The following is a 21,444-nucleotide window of genomic DNA, read 5'->3' as shown; positions in this document are numbered from 1 at the left end:
TGAAAAGGCAGCGACCCAGACCACATTGAGCGAAAGGTGGTGCCATCGTGGAAACAGCGGATACAGCGGATACTGCGGCTACGCCGAATACCCGCACCCCCGCTCCTGCGGACGCGTCCCGCGTTGGCGGCGACACGCGCTCGCAGGTGATGTCGGTCCTGCTCAAGCGGGGCCCGGTAGCGGCCAGCGACATTGCGGAAGAGCTCGACTTATCGGCGGCCGGCGTGCGCAGGCACGTTGACAAGCTTGTCGAGGAAAAGCTTGCGGAACCCTGCGCGCCACGCGCCGTCGCGGGCGAGGAGCAGGGGCGCGGCCGTCCGGCCAAGCACTTCCAGCTCACCGCCGCGGGTCGCGAGCGCTTCGGTTCGCATTACGACGGACTCGCGCTCGACGCCGTGGAACTGATCCAGCAGATCGGGGGCGAGGACGCGGTGCGCGACTTCGCCCGCGCCCGCGTGGAAAAGATCCTCGGCAACGTAGAGCCCTCGGATGATCCGGAGGTCACGGCGCGGCGCGTCGCCGCCGCGCTGGAAAAGCACGGCTACGCCCCGAGCGTCCACCGCACCGATGCCGGCATCCAGATCTGCCAGCACCACTGCCCGGTGGCCGCGGTCGCCGCGGCACACCCGGAGTTCTGCGGGGCGGAAAGGGAAGCGGTGGCCCGGATCGTCGATACGCATGTGCAGCCGCTCGCCCTCATCTCCGACGGCGACGGCATCTGCACAACTAACATCCCCCTTGCCGCGGCGCGGACCCGAACGCGCCCGGCGGGAACAGCAACGAAAGGAGCGGCTGACCATGACTGAAGTGAAGCCCACACCAGGCCTTGAGAAGCCGATGAACGACGACGAGATCATCGAGTCGATCGGCGCCTACAACTACGGCTGGCACGACTCTGACGCCGCTGGCGCCTCCGCGCGCCGTGGCCTGAATGAAGAGGTCGTGCGCGACATCTCCGGCACCAAGGGTGAGCCGGAATGGATGCTCAACCAGCGTGTGAAGGCGCTGGAGGTCTTTGACAAAAAACCGATGCCCACCTGGGGCGCGGACCTGTCCGACATCGACTTCGACAACATCAAATACTACGTCCGCTCCACCGAGGAGCAGGCCGCCAGCTGGGACGACCTGCCGGAGGACATCAAGAACACCTACGACAAGCTGGGCATCCCCGAGGCGGAGAAGCAGCGCCTCGTCGCAGGTGTTGCTGCGCAGTACGAGTCCGAGGTGGTCTACCACCAGATCCGCGAGGACCTGGAGGAAAAGGGCGTTATCTTCGTCGACACCGACACCGCCCTGCGCGAGCACGAGGATCTGTTCAAGGAGTACTTCGGCTCCGTCATTCCGGCCGGCGACAACAAGTTCTCCGCACTGAACACCGCCGTGTGGTCCGGCGGCTCCTTCATTTACGTCCCGCCGGGGGTCCACGTGGACATCCCGCTGCAGGCATACTTCCGTATCAACACGGAGAACATGGGCCAGTTCGAGCGCACCCTCATCATCGTCGACGAGGACGCGTACGTGCACTACGTCGAGGGCTGCACCGCGCCTATCTACAAGTCGGACTCCCTGCACTCCGCCGTGGTGGAGATCATCGTGAAGAAGGGCGGCCGCTGCCGCTACACCACCATCCAGAACTGGTCCAACAACGTCTACAACCTGGTGACCAAGCGCGCGAAGGCTGAAGAGGGCGCGACCATGGAGTGGGTCGACGGCAACATCGGCTCCAAGGTCACCATGAAGTACCCGGCCGTGTGGATGACCGGCGAGCACGCTCGCGGCGAGGTGCTCTCCGTCGCGTTCGCAGGCGAGGGCCAGTTCCAGGATACCGGCGCAAAGATGACGCACATGGCGCCGCACACCTCCTCGTCCATCGTGTCCAAGTCCGTGGCCCGCGGCGGCGGCCGCGCCGCCTACCGCGGCTTGGTGCAGATCAACGCCAACGCCCACGATTCCGCCTCGAACGTGGAGTGCGACGCGTTGTTGGTGGACGACATCTCGCGCTCGGATACATACCCGTACAACGACATCCGCAACGACCGCGTGACCCTGGGCCACGAGGCGAAGGTGTCCAAGGTCTCCGAGGACCAGCTGTTCTACCTGATGTCCCGTGGCATCGCCGAGGAAGAGGCTATGGCCATGATCGTGCGCGGCTTCGTCGAGCCGATCGCCAAGGAGCTGCCCATGGAGTACGCCCTCGAGCTGAACCGCCTCATCGAGCTGCAAATGGAAGGATCGGTGGGCTAAATGGCTGAAACCGTCAAAAACGCCACCACGCACAACAACAAGGGCGACCTGTTTTCCTCCTTCAACGTGGAGGACTTCGAGGTCCCGGGCGGCCGCGACGAGGTCTGGCGCTTCATCTCCCTGCGCCGCCTTCGCGGCCTGCACAACGGCAAGTTCGCCCCGCAGGCCGAGGCCCAGATTGCGGTCGAGGGCCCCAGCGAGGTCGCAGTCGAGCAAGTTTCGCTTGACGACGAGCGCGTGACCGCCGCCGGCGCCCCCGTCGACCGCATCGCCGCTCAGGCGTGGACCTCCTCCGAAAACGCCACCCTGATTTCGGTGCCGGCGAACGCGGAGCTGACTGAGCCGATCACCGTGACCATCACCGGCGCGGGCGCGGACAAGACCACCTTCGGCACCGTCGTGTTCGAATCCGGCGCGAACTCCGAGGCCACCGTTGTGGTGCGCTATGCCGGCTCCGGCACCCACGCCGACAACATCAACTGGGTCATCGGCGAAGGCTCCCGCGTCAACGCCGTGGTGGACGCCGACTGGGACCTGGATGCGGTGCACGTTGGCCAGCAGTCGATCGTCGTGAAGCGCGATGCGACCCTGCGCCACCACGTGGCCACCTTCGGCGGCGAGATCGTCCGCATCACCCCGCGCCTCGCCTTCGAGGCGCCCGGCGGCGACGCTGAGCTGACCGGCGTGTACTTCGCCGACGCGGGCCAGTACATCGAGAACCGCCTCCTGGTGGACCACGCGGTGCCGAACTGCCGCTCCAACGTGCTGTACAAGGGCGCGCTGCAGGGCGACAAGGCATCCAAGCTGCCGGAGGCGCGCACCTGCTGGGTGGGCGACGTGCTCATCCGTGCCGAGGCGAAGGGCACCGACACCTACGAGACCAACCGCAACCTGGTGCTCACCGACGGCGCACGCGCCGACGCCATCCCGAACCTGGAGATCGAAACCGGCGAGATCGCCGGCGCGGGCCACGCTGCAACCGTCGGCCGCTTCGACGACGACCAGCTGTTCTACCTGCGCTCCCGCGGCATCCGCGAGGAAGACGCCACCCGCCTGATCATCCGCGGCTTCTTCAACGAGGTCCTCAACCAGATCCCCGTCGAGTCGATCCGCGAAGAACTTATCGCCCGCGTCGCCGGCGAGCTCGAGCGCAACGAAAACTAAAAGGAGCAATACATGTCCACCCTGGAAATTAAGAACCTGCACGCCAACGTCCTGCCCACCGAGGAAGGCCAGGAGCCGAAGCCGATCCTCAAGGGCGTCAACCTGACCATCAAGGGCGGTGAGACCCACGCGATCATGGGCCCGAACGGCTCCGGCAAGTCCACCCTCGCCTACACCCTGGCGGGCCACCCGAAGTACGAGGTGACCGAGGGCGAGGTGCTTCTCGACGGCGAGAACGTGCTCGACATGGAGATCGACGAGCGCGCCCGCGCCGGCCTCTTCCTGGCCATGCAGTACCCGGTGGAGGTGCCGGGCGTGTCCTCGTCGAACTTCATGCGCTCCGCGGTCACCGCCGTGCGCGGCGAGGCCCCGAAGCTGCGTGAGTGGGTCGGCGAGCTCAACGCCGCCCGCGAGGCGCTGCAGATGGATGCCTCCTTCTCCGAGCGCTCCGTCAACGAGGGCTTCTCCGGGGGCGAGAAGAAGCGCCACGAGGTCATGCAGCTGGCCCTGATGAAGCCGAAGTTCGCGGTCATGGACGAGACCGACTCCGGCCTGGACGTCGACGCGCTGCGCATCGTCTCCGAGGGCATCAACCGCTACCAGGACGAGACCGGCGGCGGCGTCCTCATGATCACGCACTACAAGCGCATCTTGAACTACGTCAAGCCCGACTACATCCACGTCTTCGCCGACGGCAAGATCGTGCAGACCGGCGACGCATCCATCGCCGACCAGCTCGAGGCCGAGGGCTACGAGAAGTTCATCTGATGGCGCTCGACGTAACAGCCATCCGCAAGGAGTTCCCGATCCTGTCTCGCACCGTGCGCGGCGGCAAGCCGCTGGTGTACCTGGATTCGGGGGCGACGTCGCAGCGCCCGCAGCGGGTGTGGGACGCTGAGCGTGACTTCGTGCTCGGCTGCAACGCGCCCGTGCACCGCGGCTCCTACGAGCTGGCGGAGGAGGCCACCGACGCGTACGAGTCCGCCCGCGAGGCTATCGCGGCCTTCGTCGGCGCGGACAACGACGAGATCGCGTTCACCAAAAACGCCACCGAGGCGTTGAACCTGGTCGCGTACGTGCTGGGCGATTCCCGCGCAGGCGAGTTCGCGGTGGGCGAGGGCGACACCATCGTGATCACGGAGCTCGAGCACCACGCCAACCTCGTGCCGTGGCAGGAGCTGGCGCGCCGCACCGGAGCGACGTTGAAGTGGTATGCGATGACGGAGGACGGCCGCATCGACCTCGACTCGCTCGAGCTCGACGACACGGTCAAGGTTGTGGCGTTTACCCACCAGTCCAACGTCACCGGCGCGCACGCGGACGTGGCCGAGATGGTGCGCCGCGCAAAGGCCGTCGGCGCGCTCACTGTGCTCGACGCCTGCCAGTCGGTGCCCCACATGCCGGTGGACTTCCACGCCCTCGACGTCGACTTCGCGGCGTTTTCCGGGCACAAGATGTGCGGCCCGTCCGGCGTGGGCGCGCTGTACTCGAAGCACCTCAACGAGCTGCCGCCGTTCCTCACGGGCGGCTCGATGATCGAGGTCGTGCGCATGGAGGGCTCCACTTACTCCCCGGCGCCGCAGCGCTTCGAAGCGGGCACCCAGATGACCTCCCAGGTCGTGGGACTGGGCGAGGCGGTGCGCTTCCTCACCGAGGTCGGCATGGAGGACATCCAGGCGCACGAGCGCGAGCTCACCGCGTACGCCCTGGAGCAGATGCAGCGTATCGACGGCCTCCGGATCGCCGGGCCGCTTACCGCCGACAACCGCGGCGGCGCGATCGCCTTTACGGTCGAGGGCGTGCACCCGCACGACCTGGGCCAGGTGCTCGACTCCGAGGGCGTTGCCATCCGCACCGGCCACCACTGCGCGTGGCCGCTGCACCGTGGCCTGGACATGCAGTCCACGTCCAGGGCGAGCTTCTACCTGTACAACACGCTGGATGAGGTTGATACCTTGGTGTCGTCGATTAGCAAAGCGAAGGAGTTTTTCGCGCGATGAACCTCGAATCCATGTACCAGGAAGTCATCCTGGACCACTACAAGAACCCGCAGCACGCGGGGCTGCGCGAGCCGTTCGAGGCGGAGGTGCACCACGTCAACCCGTCGTGTGGCGACGAACTGACGCTGCGCGTGCACCTGTCGGAGGACGGCTCCACGGTCGAGGACGTCTCCTACGACGCTGAAGGCTGCTCGATCTCGCAGGCCTCCACGTCGGTGATGGCTGAAGAAATCATCGGCCTGCCGGTCGACGAGGCAATGAAGAAGCTCGCGTCGTTCGACGAGATGATCACCTCGCGCGGCACCGTCGAGGGCGATGCCGAGATGATCGGCGACGGCGTGGCGTTCGCCGGTGTAGCCAAGTTCCCGGCACGCGTGAAGTGCGCGCTGATGGGGTGGAAGGCGTTCCAGGCGGCGACGTCGGACGCCCTGGGAGAGAAGGAGTAGCTATGACTGAACCGGACAAGCAGGCGGAGCGCCCGCAGCAGACCGAAGAGCAGCTCAAGCTCATCGGCGAGGTGGAGGAGTACCTCCACGACGTGATCGACCCGGAGCTGGGCATCAACGTGGTTGACCTGGGGCTGGTCTATGACTTGTGGATTGAGGAGCGCGAGGGCAAAACCGTCGCGGTGCTCAACATGACGCTGACCTCGCCGGCGTGCCCGCTCACTGACGTGATCGAGGAGCAGGCGACCCTGTCGGTCGTGAACAACACCGCGGTCGACGAGCTGGACCTGAATTGGGTCTGGATGCCGCCGTGGGGCCCGCAGTTCATCACCGAGGAGGGCCGCGAGCAGCTCCGCGCCCTCGGTTTCGCGGTCTAAAACACCTCTTGTAATCCCCCCAGGTTGTTAACCTGTGGGGGATTTTCGCGTTGTGAGGGAGGATTGTTGTGAACCTTGGGCTTGCTGAAATTTTGGTCCTGCTCGGTACCGCCAGCCTGGTTGCGATGATCGTCGCGCTGATCATTTGGATCGTGCGCGCAGTCTCGAAGAAGTAGATCCCGATTTGGGGGCTGTTGATACAGTTTCCCCGTGATTGTCACCAATGATCTCGAGGTCCGCGTCGGCGCGCGCACGCTTCTCGACGCCCCCGGCCAGCACCTCCGCGTCCAACCCGGCGACCGCATCGGCCTTGTCGGCCGCAACGGCGCGGGCAAGACCACCACGATGCGCATCCTGGCGGGGGAGACCGAACCCTACGGCGGCTCGGTGACCCGCTCGGGCGAGATCGGCTACCTCCCACAGGACTCCAAAGAGGGCGACATCGAGCAGACCGCCCGCGACCGTGTGCTCTCGGCCCGCGGCCTGGACCAGATCCAGCGCTCGATGGCCAAGCAGCAGAAGCTGATGGAGGAAACGGACGGCGAAGAGCGCGACAAGGCCATCGCGAAATTTTCCCGCCTTGAGGAGCGCTACCAGGCGCTCGGCGGCTACGAGGCCAACGCGGAGGCGGCCCAGATCTGCGACAACCTTGGGCTGCCGGAGCGCATCCTGGACCAGCAGCTGAAGACCCTGTCGGGCGGCCAGCGCCGCCGCGTGGAGCTCGCCCAGATCCTGTTCGCCTCGCGCCAGGGTTCGGGCAAGTCGCAGACCACCCTGCTTCTCGACGAGCCGACCAACCACCTCGACGCCGACTCCATCTCCTGGCTGCGCAACTTCCTGTCCAAGCACGAGGGCGGGCTGATCATGATCTCCCACGACGTCGAGTTGCTTGACGCGGTGTGCAACAAGGTCTGGTTCCTGGACGCGGTGCGCGCCGAAGCTGACGTGTACAACATGGGCTTTTCCAAGTACAAGGATGCCCGCGCCCTCGACGAGGCCCGGCGCCGCCGCGAGCGCGCCAACGCCGAGAAGAAGGCCTCAGCCTTGCAGAAGCAGGCCGCAAAGTTGGGCGCGAAGGCCACGAAGGCATCGGCCGCGAAGCAGATGATGGCGCGCGCCGAGCGCATGATAGGGGAGCTCGACGAGGTCCGGGTGGCCGACAAGGTCGCCTCCATCTCCTTCCCGGAGCCGGCGCCGTGCGGCAAAACCCCGCTGTTCGGCAAGGGCTTGACCAAGATGTACGGATCCCTCGAGGTCTTCGCGGGAGTGGACTTGGCGGTGGACAAGGGCTCGCGCGTGGTCGTGCTGGGCACCAACGGCGCCGGCAAGACCACCCTGCTCAAGCTGCTCGCCGGGGTAGAGCGCACCGACGGCGAGGGCGGCGTGGTCTCGGGCCACGGGCTGAAGATCGGCTACTTCGCCCAGGAGCACGACACCATCGACGGCGACAAGAGCGTCTGGGAGAACATCATCGAGGCCTGCCCCGACGCCGGCCAGCAGGACCTGCGCGGCCTGCTTGGCGCCTTCATGTTCTCGGGCGACAAGCTCGAACAGCCCGCCGGCACCCTCTCGGGCGGCGAGAAGACCCGCCTCGCGCTGGCCACCCTCGTCTCCTCGCGAGCGAACGTGCTGCTGCTCGACGAACCCACCAACAACCTCGACCCCCAATCCCGCGAGCAGGTTCTCGACGCGCTGAAGACCTACACGGGTGCCGTCGTCCTGGTCACCCACGACCCGGGCGCGGTGCGCGCGCTCGAGCCGGAGCGGGTCATCATCATGCCCGAGGGCGACGAGGACATGTGGAGCGACGAGTACATGGAGATCGTCGAGCTCGCCTAACCAGCCACCGACCAGGTGGGCGCATCTAGAACGGCGGGTACGGGTCTTGCCCCTTCGCCCATGGCGGGGGCTCCACCGGCCCGCGCGGGGGCGGAGGATCCGGTGGGTTTGGTGGTACAGGTGATTCCGGTGGTATTCGGGTTTCCGGTGGGGAGACACCGCCACCCGGATCGGGCACGGTCGCTCGATCTCGCTGCCGGTGCCGCTTTCGCAGGCGATTCACCGCCGAATGTTCGGCCGCATCCGCATGGTTGAACTGCAACGTTGCACACCCGGGTTCCTTTACTCCGGCTCGACCCGTTGTCGGGTCCACATCCATGTGACTGGTGTTGTTTCTGTGGTCTTTGAAGTCGTTGTTGCAGCGGTGGTGAGTCCGGCACAGCGCTGTGAGGTTGTCGATGTTGGTGTCGCCGCCCTGCAGCCACGACGTGATGTGGTGGATCTCCGTCTCTGTGAGTGGGGCGGTGCAGCCGGTCCAGGCACACACGCCCTGGACCGCAAGCAACGTAATCCGCTGCGCCAGTGACGCCAATCGTCGCGTCCGGTACAGGTTTAACGGCATCGACGTTACGTCGTCGACAGTAAGCACGAAGTCTGATGTTCCGTCCATGCCCAATCGCACGAGGTCGAACGCGTCGAGCTCGATGCCGGTGTTGGTGGCGAACTTCGTGGTCGGATCGGCCTCCGCCAGTTCGTCTAATGTCACCGACACAACCACGGACGCGCAACCGCCGCCGGTCGGTTTCTCGCAGGCGTCGTAATGCTTGAGTATCTCCGAGAACTGGTCGTACAAGCGTTGCGAGGGCGTGCGGTAATCCTCCACGCCCTCGGGCAGGTTCGAGTTGGGCGACAACCCCTTGTCGGTCAGCGCCTTAAACAGGGCCGAATCGGAGGCCACAGCATCGATGGTTATCCGGCACGTCCCGTCCGCGCGCTGACCACCGATGTGCAGGCCACGGTTTTCCATCCCGGCGTTCGGGTTCGTGGGCTCGACGTGCTTGCGGTTCTCCTGCTCCACCCAGCGTCGCACGGTGGCGCGCAGATCCTTCACTGTCCGTTTAGGCGCCTCCGCGAGCGCGTCCGCCTGGAGACGGGCACGCGCTCCCTTCGCATCCCCGACAAGCTTGTCCAGCTCTTGACGGATCACGCGCTGCTTTTCGGCGTTCACGCGCTCGGCGGCACGGCGGGCCTCCTCTTGCTTGCGCCGCGCCTCCGCACGGGCAGCCTCGCGGGCAGCCGCCCGTGCCGCCTCCTCCCGCGCGGCCTCAGCCGCAGAATCCTCGGGCGTGTCATCAGCCCCATAATCGAACAGATCGGTTGCAGGATCATCCTCGACCTCGGGCTCGCCGTAGTAATCCCGGCCCCGGGCGAGACGGTCGTATGCGTCTTTAGGTTCAAGCCCCAGCTTCTTCTGCAAGTACTGATTGGCGTGCTTCGAGCCGACGACGCGGCCAGCGTCGTCACGCTCGCACACGTAGGCGAACAGTGCATCCAGTGTCGCCTTGACATTAAACGCAGCTTCGAGACGCTCGAAGTCCGCGCGGACCTCCTCGAACGAAACCGCTTCAGGTTCCGCACAAAGGTCTTTTATGGCCAGGAGGGCATGGGTGATCGTGTCGACGTGCTTCCGCAGGTCAGTCGCCATTTCACCCTCCTTTACAACCCTTTAATCGAATACGTTTACGATCAACATACAAATCGCGTCGACATAAACTCTCTCTATGTCCAGTGGGGCAAACATAGGGAAAGAAAGTGTAATCAGTATCACATTTCTAGAACGGTGAATCGCCGGCCCAAAGCTCATAGTCGGGATGTGAACTTGCAAGCGCACGAGGCCGCGCCCAGGGATCCACCAACCGTTCGAACTCTGCCTGCACGCGCTCTACAGCCTCCTCCGTGAAGTCCGTAACCATGACCAGCTCACCGTTAGAGGAGCTCAACCGCAGCGACTCGTTGGGGACATCAACGGTCAACATCGGGCAATCCACCTCGCGTAGCGGTGGGGTCGTCGCGTCATACTCGTCGCCAATTACCTGGTCCTGAAACGGCTGCACCAGGGCGTCTAGCTCCCCAACAAGCCAGAGATTGGAGAGGAGGGAATCGACTGTCTGGCCCAAAAGAATCCCGGGCAGAAACCCCCTAATCCGTTCCTCGCCGCAGATGGGGTAGAAGACGTCGATGCCGGAGCCGACCGCTCCGCTTCGTTCGCAAACCAGCCGCACCAGCGACCGCTTCGGGAACTGCGGAGTCTCGCTGTACGGGTCAGGTTCGTTGTGGTCCCACACCATCTGGAAAAGGGGGCGTACGTTTTCTGGTGTCAGCGCGCAGCGCATCTTCGGCGTCCCATCCAATTGCAACGTCACCTCACCCCGGGCGTAATCGAGTGTCAGGTATTCCTCGCTTTCAACCTCGAGGAGTTCGCCGCTGACGTCCGTATTGGGTGGTGTCGAGTTCCACCGGAACACCCAAGTCAGCGCCTGCCCCAAGGCTCGGTACGGATCGTTTGTATCGATCTTGTGCGCAAAAATTTCACCGAGGATCCACTCGAACTGCATGATGTTTGATGCGAATGTGATTCCCCGTGGTGCGCAATTGACGCGTTCGGTGATGACGTGCAGAAGCTTGTGGCGACCCATTTTCTAACCCCTCCGGCTCGGAAATTTCGTTGCATTGAACGTACAAACCGAAACGCAAACCGCACAAGAGTTTGTCGATCATAGTGAGCATCTTGCTTATCGACGGACGAAACGTGGACCCCGAAACCAGCCCGCTACACTCGCAATATGGCAAGAAACAACGAGATCATCGACACCATCCGGGACGCCTGGAACGGACTGTCCTCCGACCAGAAGACCCTCGCCGGCGTGCTCGCCACCATCGACACCGCCGGCAAGGCCTTCGCGTTGCGCGACCTCGCACGCACCAACTCTAAGCGCGTCCGGGGCCCGAAGTGGCTGTGGACCCCGGTAATCGGCGCAGTCAACACCCTGGGCTGGGTCGCCTGGTTCGCGGTGGGCAAGAAGCGCTAGCTACAGACCACGCTGCCCCGCGTAGAAGCGAACGCGTGTTACCGGCGCGGTTTTCGCTTTCTGCCAGGGATAGCGGTCACCCGCGGCCTCTATAGGCTCGCTGAGCTCGAGGAGTGTGTCGGTCCCGCCGGAGCCACCGACGGTCAGGGTATTGCCCTCAATTTCGATGTCAGAGGCAAAGGTCCTCTCCGTACGTCGCTGCGCCACAAGCAACGCAGGCACCTCGGCGAACACCGTTCTCCCGCGGCGCAGAACCAGGGCGTCAGGCCCCTCGTAGCTTGGCCGGATACGTTCTCCGGCGATGAGCGACCACACCCACACAACAGCCCAGAGCGAAAGCAGTAGCGCTACCAGCCGCACCAATCCTGCGGGCAAAAGCAGGTGCGCAACAACCATCTCAATGGCCAAAACTGCGGTGACAAAGCCAAGCATCTGCAACCGCCCAGGTGGATGGGGGAGCGGCGACGCGCTATCGGGCACGAGACAGCGTCCACGGATCCACCGTCCCAAGTCGCGGTACAGCCCCAGTTCGAACTTCGCTACCCGGTATGCAGGGTGCTTCTTCAGCAACGTTATCGCTCTAGATGCCACGGGTGAGCTCCTCCAACACCACCCGCTGGGCGCCCCGGGTGGGAAGATCCTTCACCTGGAGCGGGACGGAACCCTGCCGCAGGGTAGGGAGGACGTCTCGCATAATTCCGCGTGCAAAGAGTGCCGAGAGCGTAGCCGAAATCTGCGGAACATCGACATCCCGTGAATGCATTGCCCGAAGCTCACCCCACACATTGACGGACTTACGCGCCGCCTCCACACAGGAAGCATCCTTGAGGTTTGCCCTGAGCTGCGCCCACGTCGCCTCGGTCGCGACGCCAGTGAGCGCCATGAGGTCCCAGGAATCGAGCTCTATCTGCAGCAGCGCAGCATCGTCGATCACATCCGCAAGTTTGTCGCTAATATCGCGCGGGCACCCGGCGGGCGCCTCCGCGATAGCCAGCAGCCGCGACCGCTGTCTCTCCAGATGGGCGATGTGGCCGTCCAACATGGCAATTGAACGTTGTACTGCGTCTTCACGTTCGATGTCGGCGACTGGAACACCGGCGTCGATAAGCGCACGCGCCCGAATCACCGCCACTAGATCGCTGACGGAGTAGTCGCGGTAGTTGCCGCTTGTCCGCGCAGGTTCTGGCACAACTCCGCGTTCGTGCAGGTGGCGCACCGAACGGACGGAGCAGCCGGCTGCCGCAGCCACGTCTGAAATCTTCACGCACCAAAACTTAAACCCTCACATCGTGTGAGGGTCAAGCACTAGTTCCTGAACCCGTGCACCGGCGCGGGGATGAACCCGCCGCGGTGGATGAACTCGTCGTTGCCCACCGTGTTCACCGGAATCACCGGTGCGTAGCCGAGCAGGCCGCCGAAGTTCACTTCGTCGCCGGGCTTGGTGCCGGGCACCGGAATGAGGCGAGAGGCGGTGGTCTTGTGGTTCATCATGCCGATCGCGGCTTCGTCGGCGATCATGCCCGCGATGAGCTCGGCGGAGGTGTCGCCGGGGATGGCGATCATATCGAAACCGACGGAACAGATCGAGGTCATCGCCTCGAGCTTGTCCATGGAGATCGCGCCGCTATGAACCGCGTCGATCATGCCCTTGTCCTCGGAGACGGGGATGAACGAGCCGGACAGTCCGCCGACGCGGGAGCAGGCCATCATGCCGCCCTTTTTCACGGCGTCGTTGAGCAGCGCCAACGCAGCGGTCGTCCCGTGCGTGCCCACCTGGTCCAGGCCCATGCGCTCGAGCACGTGCGCCATCGACACCGCCGGCAAGGCGTTTGCGCTACGCAACCTGGCGCGCACCAACTCCAAGCGTGTCCGGGGGCCGAAGTGGCTGTGGACGCCCGTGATTGGCGCAGTCAACACCCTGGGCTGGGTCGCCTGGTTTGCGGTGGGCAAGAAACGCTAATCATTCACAGTGTTGCCCTCCGCATAGAAGCGAACACATCTGACCGGCGCAGGTTTCTTCTTCTGTCAGGGCGACGCAGCGCCAAAAAGTCAGGGCCCTCGTAGCTGGGCCGGAAGCACTCTCAGGCGGTGTTTGACTACACCCATGCAGCCGCCCAAAGCGAAAGTAGCGTGCGACCCGCCACGACAATCCTGCAGGAAAGCAGGTGCACAAAAACTGACTAGACGGCCGAAAACAGGCTCATTAATGCAAGGATCCGTAAACGTTCCGTGGGTAAGAATACCTCTGGGTCACTCATAAACGGTCGAGGAGCCACCTTCCTTGGTCGCGTTGTAGTCCCAGCTCGTGTTTGGGCATCCGCTCACCGTTACCGACGTAAACACCTTGGGTACCACGGTAGAACTCCTTCAATACCGATTCCTGAGAGCCCTTGGTGGTATATCTTTCACCTTGCTATCAGGGCAAATTCGTTAACATCTGTTAATGATCGTGATGGTGCCAGTAGTGCGATGTCCATGAGGAGGTAATATCGTGTTTCGTCGAGTGCTGGATATTACAGCTGTGACCAGTGTAATGGTGCTTCTCGTTGCCACGACAGTTAATGCGCAGGCCCACCCATCGACACCCGAAATCAATGCAATCTTCGACGAGTTCGTAGAGTACGAAGATAACGGCCTGATGATGTTCAACACCGTAGAAGCCCGTGAAGCCGGTGTGGAAGACGACATCTTGGAAATCGGTGAAACATTCAACGACATATCGCAAGAGAAGTGGGTTAACGAGGAGGGGCCTTCAACCGTTGCTCGGGCTCCTCTGGTGGATCGTTGGAACTACTGCGGAACCGGCAATTCCGGCCCCGGAGCCCCACAAAACAGCGTGGACTCCGTTTGCCAGCGACACGACACCTGCATAGGAGACGCAAATGGAGACCGCTCCGCGATGATTGCCTGCGATGTTGCGTTTGTGGCCACCATGAACAACATCAAGGGGGAGTACGGTGGAGCAGATCGAACTTACATTGAGGCAGCGATTCAGGTAATCCGTGCTGCCATGGCCTGCCGGCCGGTGTGCTGACCTCTATTTTTGAGAAAGTGGCGATAGTTTCGTCTTCCGGAGGGGAGAACTGATGGACGGTATCGTGTCCGCACTCGCACTTGGATTGTTATTGGTCCTGGTACCTACCGCGGCCGTCGCCGTACTGATTTACGTTTGCAGTAGTGGCATCAAGAGGGATGGTCGCGTTCAGTCAGGTCTAACCAGCGCCAGCTACGCGGTCGCTTTAGCTGTCATTAGCTGCGCCATTGTGGCTCTTGTATCCGCAGGCATTGACAGGTGGGCTGCGTTTCAAGCAGATGAAGACATGGCTGTTGTAACAATTCCCTTTTTGCTTGTGGTCTGTTTGCTGGGAAGCGCAAAGGTTCCAGCGCACCCCGTCCGTGGACCGCTCATGGGCGCGCTGGGTGCTACTGCGGGGGCTGCGCTCTATTACCCGATCATGACGGCGGTTCAGGGGGCAGGCGATCACACCGCCCTATGGGGTATCGGGATGTTGTTTGTTTGGATAGCATGCGGAATCCCACTGTTTATTACGGCAATTGTCATCGCGGCGGTGCGAGCACGGGCGTGATCGGTCAAATGCTGAATCATGGATGATCGGTGATTGTCTCGGCCGCTAGTTCCGGAACCCGTGCACCGGCGCGGGGATGAACCCGCCACGGTGGATGAACTCGTCGTTACCCACCGTGTTTATCGGAATCACCGGTGCGTAGCCGAGCAACCCGCCGAAATTCACTTCGTCGCCGGGCTTGGTGCCGGGCACCGGGATGAGGCGAGAGGCGGTGGTCTTGTGGTTCATCATGCCGATCGCGGCTTCGTCGGCGATCATGCCCGCGATGAGCTCGGCGGAGGTGTCGCCGGGGATGGCGATCATATCGAAACCGACGGAACAGATCGAGGTCATCGCCTCGAGCTTGTCCATGGAGATGGCGCCGCTATGAACCGCGTCGATCATGCCCTTGTCCTCGGAGACGGGGATGAACGAGCCGGACAGTCCGCCGACGCGGGAGCAGGCCATCATGCCGCCCTTTTTCACGGCGTCGTTGAGCAGCGCCAACGCAGCGGTAGTCCCGTGCGTGCCCACCTGGTCCAGGCCCATGCGCTCGAGCACGTGCGCCACTGAATCGCCCATCTCCGCCGTCGGCGCGAGCGAGAGGTCCACGATGCCAAACGGCATGCCGAGGCGCTCCGCAGCCATCGTCCCCACGAGCTGACCCGCGCGGGTGATCTTGAACGCGGCCTTCTTAATCTCCTCGGCGACCTCGTTCAAGGTTGCCCCCTTGAGCGGAGCGATCGCATTATCGACGACGCCGGGGCCCGACACACCGACCGAGATCACCGTGTCCGGCTCCTCAATGCCGTGGAACGCACCGGCCATGAACGGATTGTCGCCGACGGCGTTGGCGAAGACAACCAGCTTGGCGCAGGCGATGGAGGAGCGGTCCCCGGTCGCCTCCGCGGCCTCCTTCACAATCTCGCCCATCTTGGCCACGGCGTTCATGTTGATGCCGGCGCGTGACGACGCCACGTTGACCGATCCGCACACGTTATCGGTAACGCTCAGCGCCTCCGGGATGGAGTAAATCAGCTTCTTGTCAGCGGTGGTGCCGCCCTTTTCCACCAGCGCGGAGTAGCCGCCGACGAAGTTCACGCCGAGCTCGCCGGCCGCGCGATCCAGCGCGCGGGCAATCTCCACCGGGTTGCCCTCGGCGCCCGCCGCCACCAGCGCGACGGGGGTGACGGAGATGCGCTTGTTCACGATCGGGATGCCAAGCTCGCGCTCGATGTCCTCGCACACCGGTACGAGATCACGCGCGCGCTCCACAACCCGGTCGTACACCGCCTGCGCGGTGGCCTCCATCGTGGGGCGGGTGCAGCCGATGAGCGAAATGCCCATGGTGACGGTGCGGATGTCCAGGCGGTAATCCTCGATCATGCGGATGACGTCGAGGAACCGCGCGTCTGAAAACTCGAAATTCACAGCCGGCCCCCTTAAATGTCGTTGATGGCGCTGAACAGGGCCTCGGACTGGATGCGCACGACCATGCCGAGCGGCTTGCCGGCGGCGTCGAACGCCTCCTGCAGCGCCCCCATGTCCACATCGCCCTCAGGCAGAGCGACGCGCATGATCATGGTGAAGAAGTCGTCCATGATGGTCTGGGAGACGTCGAGGATGTTCAGTCCCTCGTCGGCTGCGGTTTTAGCAACCGCGGCGATGACGCCGGGACGGTCTTTGCCAGTGGTCGTAATAATTGCGTGCATGCGCAAAGTATAGGCGCTGAAATAGCGTTACGGTGGGCGTTATGGAAACACCTAAGCAAAGCCAACACGTTCTCGTTCTCGGCGCGGGAGGCAACGTCTCGCGCCACTCCGTCCCCAAGCTCGTCGCGGCTGGTCACAGCGTCAGCGCGCTCGTGCGCAACCCCGACCATGCGCAGCAGCTTGTCGACGACGGCGCGACTGCGATCGTCCGCGACCTGACCACCCTCGACGAGGAAGACTGGGCTCGCCTGCTCACCCCGTTCGATGTGGTCGTGTGGTCCGCGGGCGCCGGCGGCGGTTCCGCAGAGCGCACCTTTGCCGTGGACCGCGACGCGGCGATGGCGATGATCGACGCGCTCGAGGAGCTCGGCGAGTTCGCCCCGTTTACCGTCATGGTCTCCTATGCCGGCGCCGCCGAGGCCACCACGGAGGACGACGGCGGCCCGTGGTACGCCTATGTCGAGGCGAAGAAGGCCGTCGATAAGCGGCTGCTCGCCTCTGACCTGCCGTACCAGATCCTCGGCCCCACCCGCCTCACCGATGATCCGTGTAAGGGCATCGCGCTTCTCGACGACCAAAGGGACCCCTCGTCAGAAACCCCGCGCGAGCTTGTGGCAGATGTGATCGTCGAATCGGTCGGCCGCGGCACGCAGTTCGACCGCAACCCGCTCGATTTTGAAGGCGGCGACGCGAAAGTCTCCGAGATCTAGTCGAACCGGCCCTCGGTGCAGAGCCGGGCGAATGTGCGCAACAGCCCATTCGCCCGGCTCACGTCGTGGTTGGGCAGGTCGGCGACGATGCGAGCGTACTCCTCGGCGGGGAAGTAGCCGTAGTCGTGGAAGAAGTCCATGCGGGTGCGCATCGCGTCGGCATCCATCTCGGCGTGGAACTGCGTGGCCCACACCCGGTCGCCGTAGCGGACCATCTGCACCAGGCCGTCGGGACCGGTGGCCACAACGGTGAGGGAATCGGGCACGCGCACCGGGTTCTCGGTGTGGCCGGTCAGGGCGGTGAACGTGCCGCTAGGACCGGCGAGCTCGTCTTCCGCCACCACGTTCACGGTGGTCGGGCCGGACGGCTCGGGGTGGGTGCGCCCGACCTCGCCGCCGAGGTGGTCCACCAGCCAAGAGATGCCGAAGCAGACAAAGAAGACGGGTTTGCCGGAGTTGACGGTGGCGGACAGGATGTCGTCGATACGCTTGTGCCACGGATCGCGCTCGGGGTTGGTCACATTCAGTGAGCAGCCGCCGACGATGATGCCGCTGACGGGGTCGAGGGGGCCGAGCTCGGAGTCGGGGGAGTCGATGACACGCAGTTCCATGTCCACTTCGCTTACGCCCGTGGCGCGCAGGGCGTCGTGGTATTCGGCGTGGGCGACGTCCGGCCCAATCTCGCCGTTGCGAAGGGAGAGGAAAAGCAGCTTTGACATAGCGGCAATTCTATACCGCTTAGTCTATTTTTAGGAATTACCCGCGGACTGACTGCTCTACCACGTCGAGCATCGCCTCGAGCCGGTCCACAGGCTCACCGGAGGCGAGTTTGGTGATGAAGCCCTCGAGCACTGTCTCCAGGTAGGTCTGCACGACGGCGACGGGGACGTCGTCACGCATCTGCTTATTGGACTCCAAGCGCTCGCGGACCGCACAGTCCAGCACCTCCTGGTGCTCGCGCCAACGCGCCTCGAACTCCGGATCAGTGCGCAGCTTGCGAAGGATCTCGGCGCGGGTGGTGAACCAGTCGTTGGAGGTGCGGTCCACGAGCATCCCGCGCATGACCTCCACCAAACCGCGTTCGCTGACCACCTGGGCCTGCCGCTCCGCGTCTGCTTCGGCGATGGCCAGGAACAGTGTTTCCTTGTCGCCGAAGTGGTGGAAGATAGCGCCACGCGTCTTGCCGGTGGCCTCTTCCAGACGGGCCACGGTCGCCCCCTCGTAGCCGTAGTGCGCGAAGCAGACGCGGGCGGTGTCGATGATCTCGCCGCGGCGGCGCTTCAGCTCTTCATCGCTGACAATCGGCATGAGGGGGCTCCTTCGGGCTCCAGAAAGGGGCGAGAAAAATGGGGAAGGGGCCCCGCGGCGTGCGGGGCCCCTTAAGCGACGGCCGAAAGCTTGTTAGCTCTTGACCATCTGACGCAGCACGTACTGCAGGATGCCGCCGTGGCGGAAGTACTCCGCCTCACCCGGCGTATCCACGCGCACCACTGCGTCGAATTCGACAGCGTCGGAGCCGTCCTTCTCCGCCTTAACGTGAACCGTGGCCGGGATCTCACCGTTGTTGAACTCGGTGACGCCCGTCAGGGTGAACGTCTCGGTGCCGTCCAGGCCGAGAGACTCGTGGGACTCGCCCTCCGGGAACTGCAGCGGCAGCACGCCCATGCCGATGAGGTTCGAGCGGTGGATGCGCTCGAAGGACTCGGCGATGACGGCCTTCACACCCAGCAGGTTGGTGCCCTTCGCCGCCCAGTCGCGGGAGGAACCGGTGCCGTACTCCTTGCCGGCGATGACCACCAGCGGGATGTCCTTCTCGGCGTAGTTCATCGCGGCGTCGTAAATGTACGCCTGCGGTGCGCCCTCCTGCGTGAAGTCGCGGGTGTAGCCGCCCTGCTCGTCCACCAGCTGGTTGCGCAGGCGGATGTTCGCGAAGGTACCGCGGACCATGACCTCGTGGTTGCCGCGGCGGGAGCCGAAGGAGTTGTAGTCCTTGCGCTCAACACCGTTGGCGTCCAGGTAGTTCGCGGCCGGGGTGCCCGGCTTGATGGAGGAAGCCGGCGAGATGTGGTCGGTGGTCACCGAGTCGCCCAGCTTCGCCAGCACGCGTGCGCCCTCGATGTCCTCGACTGCCTCCGGCTCATCCGGCATACCGTCGAAGTACGGTGCCTTGCGGATGTAGGTGGAGTCCTCGTTCCAGTCGAAGGTCTTGCCGGTCGGGATGTCCAGACCCTGCCACTGCTCGTCGCCCTTGAACACGTCGGCGTAGTCGGCCTCGTACATCTCGCGGGAAATGGTGCCAGCGATGGTCTCTTCGATCTCCTCGGTGGACGGCCAAACGTCCTTGAGGAAGACGTCGTTGCCGTCGGCGTCCTGGCCCAGCGGCTGGGTCTCGAAGTCGAAGTCCATCGTGCCGGCGATAGCGTAGGCGATGACCAGCAGCGGGGACGCGAGGTAGTTCATCTTCACGTCCGGGGAGATGCGGCCTTCGAAGTTGCGGTTGCCGGAAAGGACTGCGGTTGCGGTGAGGTCGAACTCGTTGACTGCGTCGGACACCTCGGCCGGCAGCGGGCCGGAGTTGCCGATGCAGGATGCGCAGCCGAAGCCGGAGAGGTAGAAGCCGACGGCCTCCAGGTCCTTCCACAGGTCAGCGCGCTCGTAGTAGCCGTCAACGACCTGGGAGCCCGGAGCCATAATCGTCTTGACCCACGGCTTGGCCTTCAGGCCCTTCTCGGCGGCCTTGCGTGCCAGCAGTGCGGCGCCGACCATGACGGACGGGTTGGAGGTGTTGGTGCAGGAGGTCACAGCGGCGATGGCCACGAAACCGTGGTCCAGGGTGTACTCGCCGCCCTTCGGGGACTCGACGATGACCGGCTTGGAAGCGCGGCCCTCTGCACCCTCAGCGGCGGACTCGCCGTTGGCTGCCCAGGACTCGTTGTAGGAGACAGCGTCAACGTTCTCGGCGCGAACCGGCTCGGAGGTGCCCTCGCCGGCAGTGTTGTAGTCCGGCAGCTGCTTGCGGAAGGTGTCCTTGGACTCGGACAGCAGGATGCGGTCCTGCGGGCGCTTCGGGCCCGCAATGGACGGGACGACGGTGGACAGGTCCAGCTCGAGGTACTCGGAGTACTCGGCCTCGGTGGCGTCCTGCTCCAGCCACATGCCCTGTGCCTTGGCGTACGCCTCGACGCGGTCGATGTCCTCCTGGGAGCGGCCGGTCAGGTGCAGGTAGTTGATGGTCTCCTCGTCGATCGGGAAGATCGCGCAGGTGGAGCCGAACTCCGGGGACATGTTGCCGATGGTGGCGCGGTTCGCCAGCGGGATTTCCTTGACGCCGTTGCCGTAGAACTCGACGAACTTCTGCACCACGCCGTGCTCGCGCAGCATCTCGGTGATGGTGAGCACGACGTCGGTTGCGGTCACACCGGTCGGGATCTCGCCGGTGAGCTTAAAGCCCACGACGCGCGGGATGAGCATGGACACCGGCTGGCCCAGCATCGCGGCCTCAGCCTCGATGCCGCCGACGCCCCAGCCCAGGATGCCCAGGCCGTTTTCCATGGTGGTGTGGGAGTCGGTGCCGATGCAGGTATCCGGGTAGGCCAGGCCCTCGTTGTCGAAGACGACGCGGGAGAGGTACTCGATGTTGACCTGGTGGACAATGCCGGTTCCCGGCGGGACGACGCGGAAGTTGGAGAAGTTCTCTGCACCCCAGCGCAGGAACTGGTAGCGCTCCTCGTTGCGCTGGTACTCGATCTCGACGTTCTTGTCGATGGCGTCGGTGGTGCCGAACGCCTCGATAATCACGGAGTGGTCGATGACCATCTCAGCCGGGTTCAGCGGGTTGACCTGGTCCGGGTTGCCGCCGAGGGTGCTCACGGCCTCACGCATGGTTGCAAGGTCGACCACGCAGGGCACGCCGGTGAAGTCCTGCATGAGGACGCGGGCCGGGGTGAACTGAATCTCCACGCTCGGCTCTGCCGACGGGTCCCAGTTTGCGATGGCCTTGATGTGGTCCTCGGTGACGTTCTTGCCGTCCTCGGTGCGCAGGAGGTTCTCGCCCAGCACCTTGAGGGAGTAGGGGAGTTTCTCCATGCCTTCGACGGCGTCGAGTGCGAAGTAGTCGTAGGACTTTCCGCCGACCTCGAGTGTCTTTTTGGCACCGAACGAGTTCTTGCTTTCTGCCACGGTGAGCTCCAATTCTCGTCGTATGAAATCAGGGATTAGCGACCCTATGGTCAAGCCACCAGTCTATGCGACCTTCCATAGTTCCGCGCCCATATTAACAGTACGCGCGTTATGTTTTTGCATTGCGCCTATCGACGCACCAACGGTTCCCACCGTTAGACTCCAAAATCGACCATCT

General features: G+C 63.9%; 21 protein-coding genes and 1 pseudogene. 12 read left to right on the top strand and 10 right to left on the bottom strand.

The annotated features are described in order from the left end of the window. The first annotated feature begins 47 nt into the window (after nucleotides 1-47). The 8 genes from CAFEA_RS06075 (at nucleotide 48) to CAFEA_RS06040 (ending at nucleotide 8,070) form a co-directional block, all read left to right on the top strand. Nucleotides 48-806 (top strand): helix-turn-helix transcriptional regulator, encoded by a 759-nt coding sequence (locus CAFEA_RS06075; protein ID WP_286131493.1) that lies wholly within the window; start codon nucleotides 48-50, stop codon nucleotides 804-806. Continuing rightward, a complete protein-coding gene (gene sufB, locus CAFEA_RS06070; protein WP_034998936.1) occupies nucleotides 799-2,244 on the top strand; it encodes a Fe-S cluster assembly protein SufB in 1,446 nt (481 codons plus the stop codon). Before CAFEA_RS06075 ends, sufB begins: the two co-directional genes overlap by 8 nt. Further along, a complete protein-coding gene (gene sufD, locus CAFEA_RS06065) occupies nucleotides 2,245-3,408 on the top strand; it encodes a Fe-S cluster assembly protein SufD (RefSeq protein WP_063936737.1) in 1,164 nt (387 codons plus the stop codon). It abuts the gene before it with no gap. A 12-nt stretch (nucleotides 3,409-3,420) separates the two neighbouring features. Further along, on the top strand, nucleotides 3,421-4,176 hold the full coding sequence (sufC, locus tag CAFEA_RS06060) for a Fe-S cluster assembly ATPase SufC (RefSeq protein WP_063936736.1): 756 nt from the start codon (nucleotides 3,421-3,423) through the stop codon (nucleotides 4,174-4,176). Next, nucleotides 4,176-5,408, top strand: a complete 1,233-nt coding sequence (locus CAFEA_RS06055) for a cysteine desulfurase (RefSeq protein WP_063936735.1) — start codon at nucleotides 4,176-4,178, stop codon at nucleotides 5,406-5,408. The genes sufC and CAFEA_RS06055 overlap by 1 nt, the downstream gene beginning before the upstream one ends. After that, nucleotides 5,405-5,854: a Fe-S cluster assembly sulfur transfer protein SufU gene (gene sufU / locus CAFEA_RS06050; protein WP_034998943.1), complete on the top strand. Its 450-nt coding sequence runs from the start codon at nucleotides 5,405-5,407 to the stop codon at nucleotides 5,852-5,854. The genes CAFEA_RS06055 and sufU overlap by 4 nt, the downstream gene beginning before the upstream one ends. Nucleotides 5,855-5,856: 2 nt before the next feature. Further along, nucleotides 5,857-6,231: a metal-sulfur cluster assembly factor gene (locus tag CAFEA_RS06045; protein WP_063936734.1), complete on the top strand. Its 375-nt coding sequence runs from the start codon at nucleotides 5,857-5,859 to the stop codon at nucleotides 6,229-6,231. A 210-nt stretch (nucleotides 6,232-6,441) separates the two neighbouring features. Further along, nucleotides 6,442-8,070 carry an ABC-F family ATP-binding cassette domain-containing protein gene (locus CAFEA_RS06040; RefSeq protein WP_063936733.1) on the top strand — a complete coding sequence of 543 codons (1,629 nt, stop codon included), beginning with the start codon at nucleotides 6,442-6,444 and terminating at the stop codon, nucleotides 8,068-8,070. Between the two features lie 25 nt (nucleotides 8,071-8,095). On the opposite strand, the gene CAFEA_RS06035 is transcribed toward CAFEA_RS06040, so the two are convergent. After that, nucleotides 8,096-9,715 (bottom strand): HNH endonuclease signature motif containing protein, encoded by a 1,620-nt coding sequence (locus CAFEA_RS06035; protein ID WP_063936732.1) that lies wholly within the window; start codon nucleotides 9,713-9,715, stop codon nucleotides 8,096-8,098. A gap of 127 nt (nucleotides 9,716-9,842) precedes the next feature. Continuing rightward, entirely contained in the window at nucleotides 9,843-10,706 is an 864-nt protein-coding gene (locus tag CAFEA_RS06030; RefSeq protein WP_063936731.1) for a hypothetical protein, read from the bottom strand. Nucleotides 10,707-10,853: 147 nt separating this feature from the next. Between CAFEA_RS06030 and CAFEA_RS06025 the strand changes: the two genes are divergently transcribed. Continuing rightward, nucleotides 10,854-11,099: a PLDc N-terminal domain-containing protein gene (locus CAFEA_RS06025; RefSeq protein ID WP_063936730.1), complete on the top strand. Its 246-nt coding sequence runs from the start codon at nucleotides 10,854-10,856 to the stop codon at nucleotides 11,097-11,099. Here the strand turns inward: CAFEA_RS06025 and CAFEA_RS06020 are convergent, their stop codons facing one another. From CAFEA_RS06020 to CAFEA_RS06010, 3 genes and pseudogenes are all read right to left on the bottom strand, one after another. Continuing rightward, nucleotides 11,100-11,531, bottom strand: coding sequence for a hypothetical protein (locus CAFEA_RS06020; RefSeq protein WP_253704874.1), 432 nt, complete (start codon nucleotides 11,529-11,531; stop codon nucleotides 11,100-11,102). A gap of 148 nt (nucleotides 11,532-11,679) precedes the next feature. Then, on the bottom strand, nucleotides 11,680-12,363 hold the full coding sequence (locus CAFEA_RS06015) for a MerR family transcriptional regulator (protein WP_063936728.1): 684 nt from the start codon (nucleotides 12,361-12,363) through the stop codon (nucleotides 11,680-11,682). Between the two features lie 41 nt (nucleotides 12,364-12,404). Then, nucleotides 12,405-12,911 (bottom strand): annotated as a pseudogene (locus CAFEA_RS06010) (DUF711 family protein); the annotation flags it as partial. Between CAFEA_RS06010 and CAFEA_RS06005 the strand changes: the two are divergent. Then, nucleotides 12,886-13,059 (top strand): PLDc N-terminal domain-containing protein, encoded by a 174-nt coding sequence (locus CAFEA_RS06005; protein WP_172796696.1) that lies wholly within the window; start codon nucleotides 12,886-12,888, stop codon nucleotides 13,057-13,059. The pseudogene CAFEA_RS06010 and the gene CAFEA_RS06005 sit on opposite strands and share 26 nt — an antisense overlap. A 531-nt stretch (nucleotides 13,060-13,590) precedes the next feature. Continuing rightward, entirely contained in the window at nucleotides 13,591-14,133 is a 543-nt protein-coding gene (locus CAFEA_RS06000) for a phospholipase A2 family protein (protein ID WP_143313148.1), read from the top strand. Between the two features lie 598 nt (nucleotides 14,134-14,731). Here CAFEA_RS06000 and CAFEA_RS05995 read toward each other — a convergent pair. Then, entirely contained in the window at nucleotides 14,732-16,096 is a 1,365-nt protein-coding gene (locus CAFEA_RS05995) for a PFL family protein (RefSeq protein WP_076589865.1), read from the bottom strand. Nucleotides 16,097-16,107: 11 nt separating this feature from the next. Continuing rightward, a complete protein-coding gene (locus CAFEA_RS05990; RefSeq protein WP_034998955.1) occupies nucleotides 16,108-16,377 on the bottom strand; it encodes an ACT domain-containing protein in 270 nt (89 codons plus the stop codon). 41 nt (nucleotides 16,378-16,418) lie between these two features. On the opposite strand from CAFEA_RS05990, the gene CAFEA_RS05985 reads away from it, so the two are divergent. Next, on the top strand, nucleotides 16,419-17,087 hold the full coding sequence (locus CAFEA_RS05985) for an NAD(P)H-binding protein (protein WP_063936725.1): 669 nt from the start codon (nucleotides 16,419-16,421) through the stop codon (nucleotides 17,085-17,087). Here CAFEA_RS05985 and CAFEA_RS05980 read toward each other — a convergent pair. The 3 genes from CAFEA_RS05980 to acnA all read right to left on the bottom strand — a co-directional run bounded on the left by CAFEA_RS05980 (nucleotide 17,084) and on the right by acnA (nucleotide 21,266). Next, a complete protein-coding gene (locus CAFEA_RS05980) occupies nucleotides 17,084-17,806 on the bottom strand; it encodes a glutamine amidotransferase-related protein (protein ID WP_063936724.1) in 723 nt (240 codons plus the stop codon). The genes CAFEA_RS05985 and CAFEA_RS05980 overlap by 4 nt on opposite strands. Nucleotides 17,807-17,843: 37 nt before the next feature. After that, a complete protein-coding gene (locus CAFEA_RS05975; RefSeq protein WP_034998960.1) occupies nucleotides 17,844-18,395 on the bottom strand; it encodes a TetR/AcrR family transcriptional regulator in 552 nt (183 codons plus the stop codon). Nucleotides 18,396-18,488: 93 nt separating this feature from the next. Further along, complete coding sequence (acnA, locus tag CAFEA_RS05970; protein ID WP_172796695.1) at nucleotides 18,489-21,266, bottom strand: aconitate hydratase AcnA; 2,778 nt, start codon at nucleotides 21,264-21,266, stop codon at nucleotides 18,489-18,491. Nucleotides 21,267-21,444 lie beyond the last annotated feature (178 nt).

This window comes from Corynebacterium afermentans subsp. afermentans (genome assembly GCF_030408355.1).
Taxonomy (GTDB): Bacteria; Actinomycetota; Actinomycetes; order Mycobacteriales; family Mycobacteriaceae; genus Corynebacterium; species Corynebacterium afermentans.
The sequence above is the reverse complement of the archived record's forward strand: the minus strand, read 5'-3'. Positions and strand labels throughout refer to the sequence as shown.

Bases quoted from the DNA above. Each gene is read 5' to 3' on its own strand.
- CAFEA_RS05975 (WP_034998960.1), bottom strand. From the start codon at position 18,395: ATGCCGATTGTCAGCGATGAAGAGCTGAAGCGCCGCCGCGGCGAGATC.
- CAFEA_RS05985 (WP_063936725.1), top strand. From the start codon at position 16,419: ATGGAAACACCTAAGCAAAGCCAACACGTTCTCGTTCTCGGCGCGGGA.
- CAFEA_RS05990 (WP_034998955.1), bottom strand. From the start codon at position 16,377: ATGCACGCAATTATTACGACCACTGGCAAAGACCGTCCCGGCGTCATC.
- CAFEA_RS06055 (WP_063936735.1), top strand. From the start codon at position 4,176: ATGGCGCTCGACGTAACAGCCATCCGCAAGGAGTTCCCGATCCTGTCT.
- CAFEA_RS06025 (WP_063936730.1), top strand. From the start codon at position 10,854: ATGGCAAGAAACAACGAGATCATCGACACCATCCGGGACGCCTGGAAC.
- CAFEA_RS05980 (WP_063936724.1), bottom strand. From the start codon at position 17,806: ATGTCAAAGCTGCTTTTCCTCTCCCTTCGCAACGGCGAGATTGGGCCG.
- CAFEA_RS06035 (WP_063936732.1), bottom strand. From the start codon at position 9,715: ATGGCGACTGACCTGCGGAAGCACGTCGACACGATCACCCATGCCCTC.
- sufB (WP_034998936.1), top strand. From the start codon at position 799: ATGACTGAAGTGAAGCCCACACCAGGCCTTGAGAAGCCGATGAACGAC.
- CAFEA_RS06030 (WP_063936731.1), bottom strand. From the start codon at position 10,706: ATGGGTCGCCACAAGCTTCTGCACGTCATCACCGAACGCGTCAATTGC.
- sufU (WP_034998943.1), top strand. From the start codon at position 5,405: ATGAACCTCGAATCCATGTACCAGGAAGTCATCCTGGACCACTACAAG.
- sufC (WP_063936736.1), top strand. From the start codon at position 3,421: ATGTCCACCCTGGAAATTAAGAACCTGCACGCCAACGTCCTGCCCACC.
- CAFEA_RS06045 (WP_063936734.1), top strand. From the start codon at position 5,857: ATGACTGAACCGGACAAGCAGGCGGAGCGCCCGCAGCAGACCGAAGAG.
- sufD (WP_063936737.1), top strand. From the start codon at position 2,245: ATGGCTGAAACCGTCAAAAACGCCACCACGCACAACAACAAGGGCGAC.
- CAFEA_RS06005 (WP_172796696.1), top strand. From the start codon at position 12,886: ATGCGCTCGAGCACGTGCGCCATCGACACCGCCGGCAAGGCGTTTGCG.
- CAFEA_RS06020 (WP_253704874.1), bottom strand. From the start codon at position 11,531: ATGCTTGGCTTTGTCACCGCAGTTTTGGCCATTGAGATGGTTGTTGCG.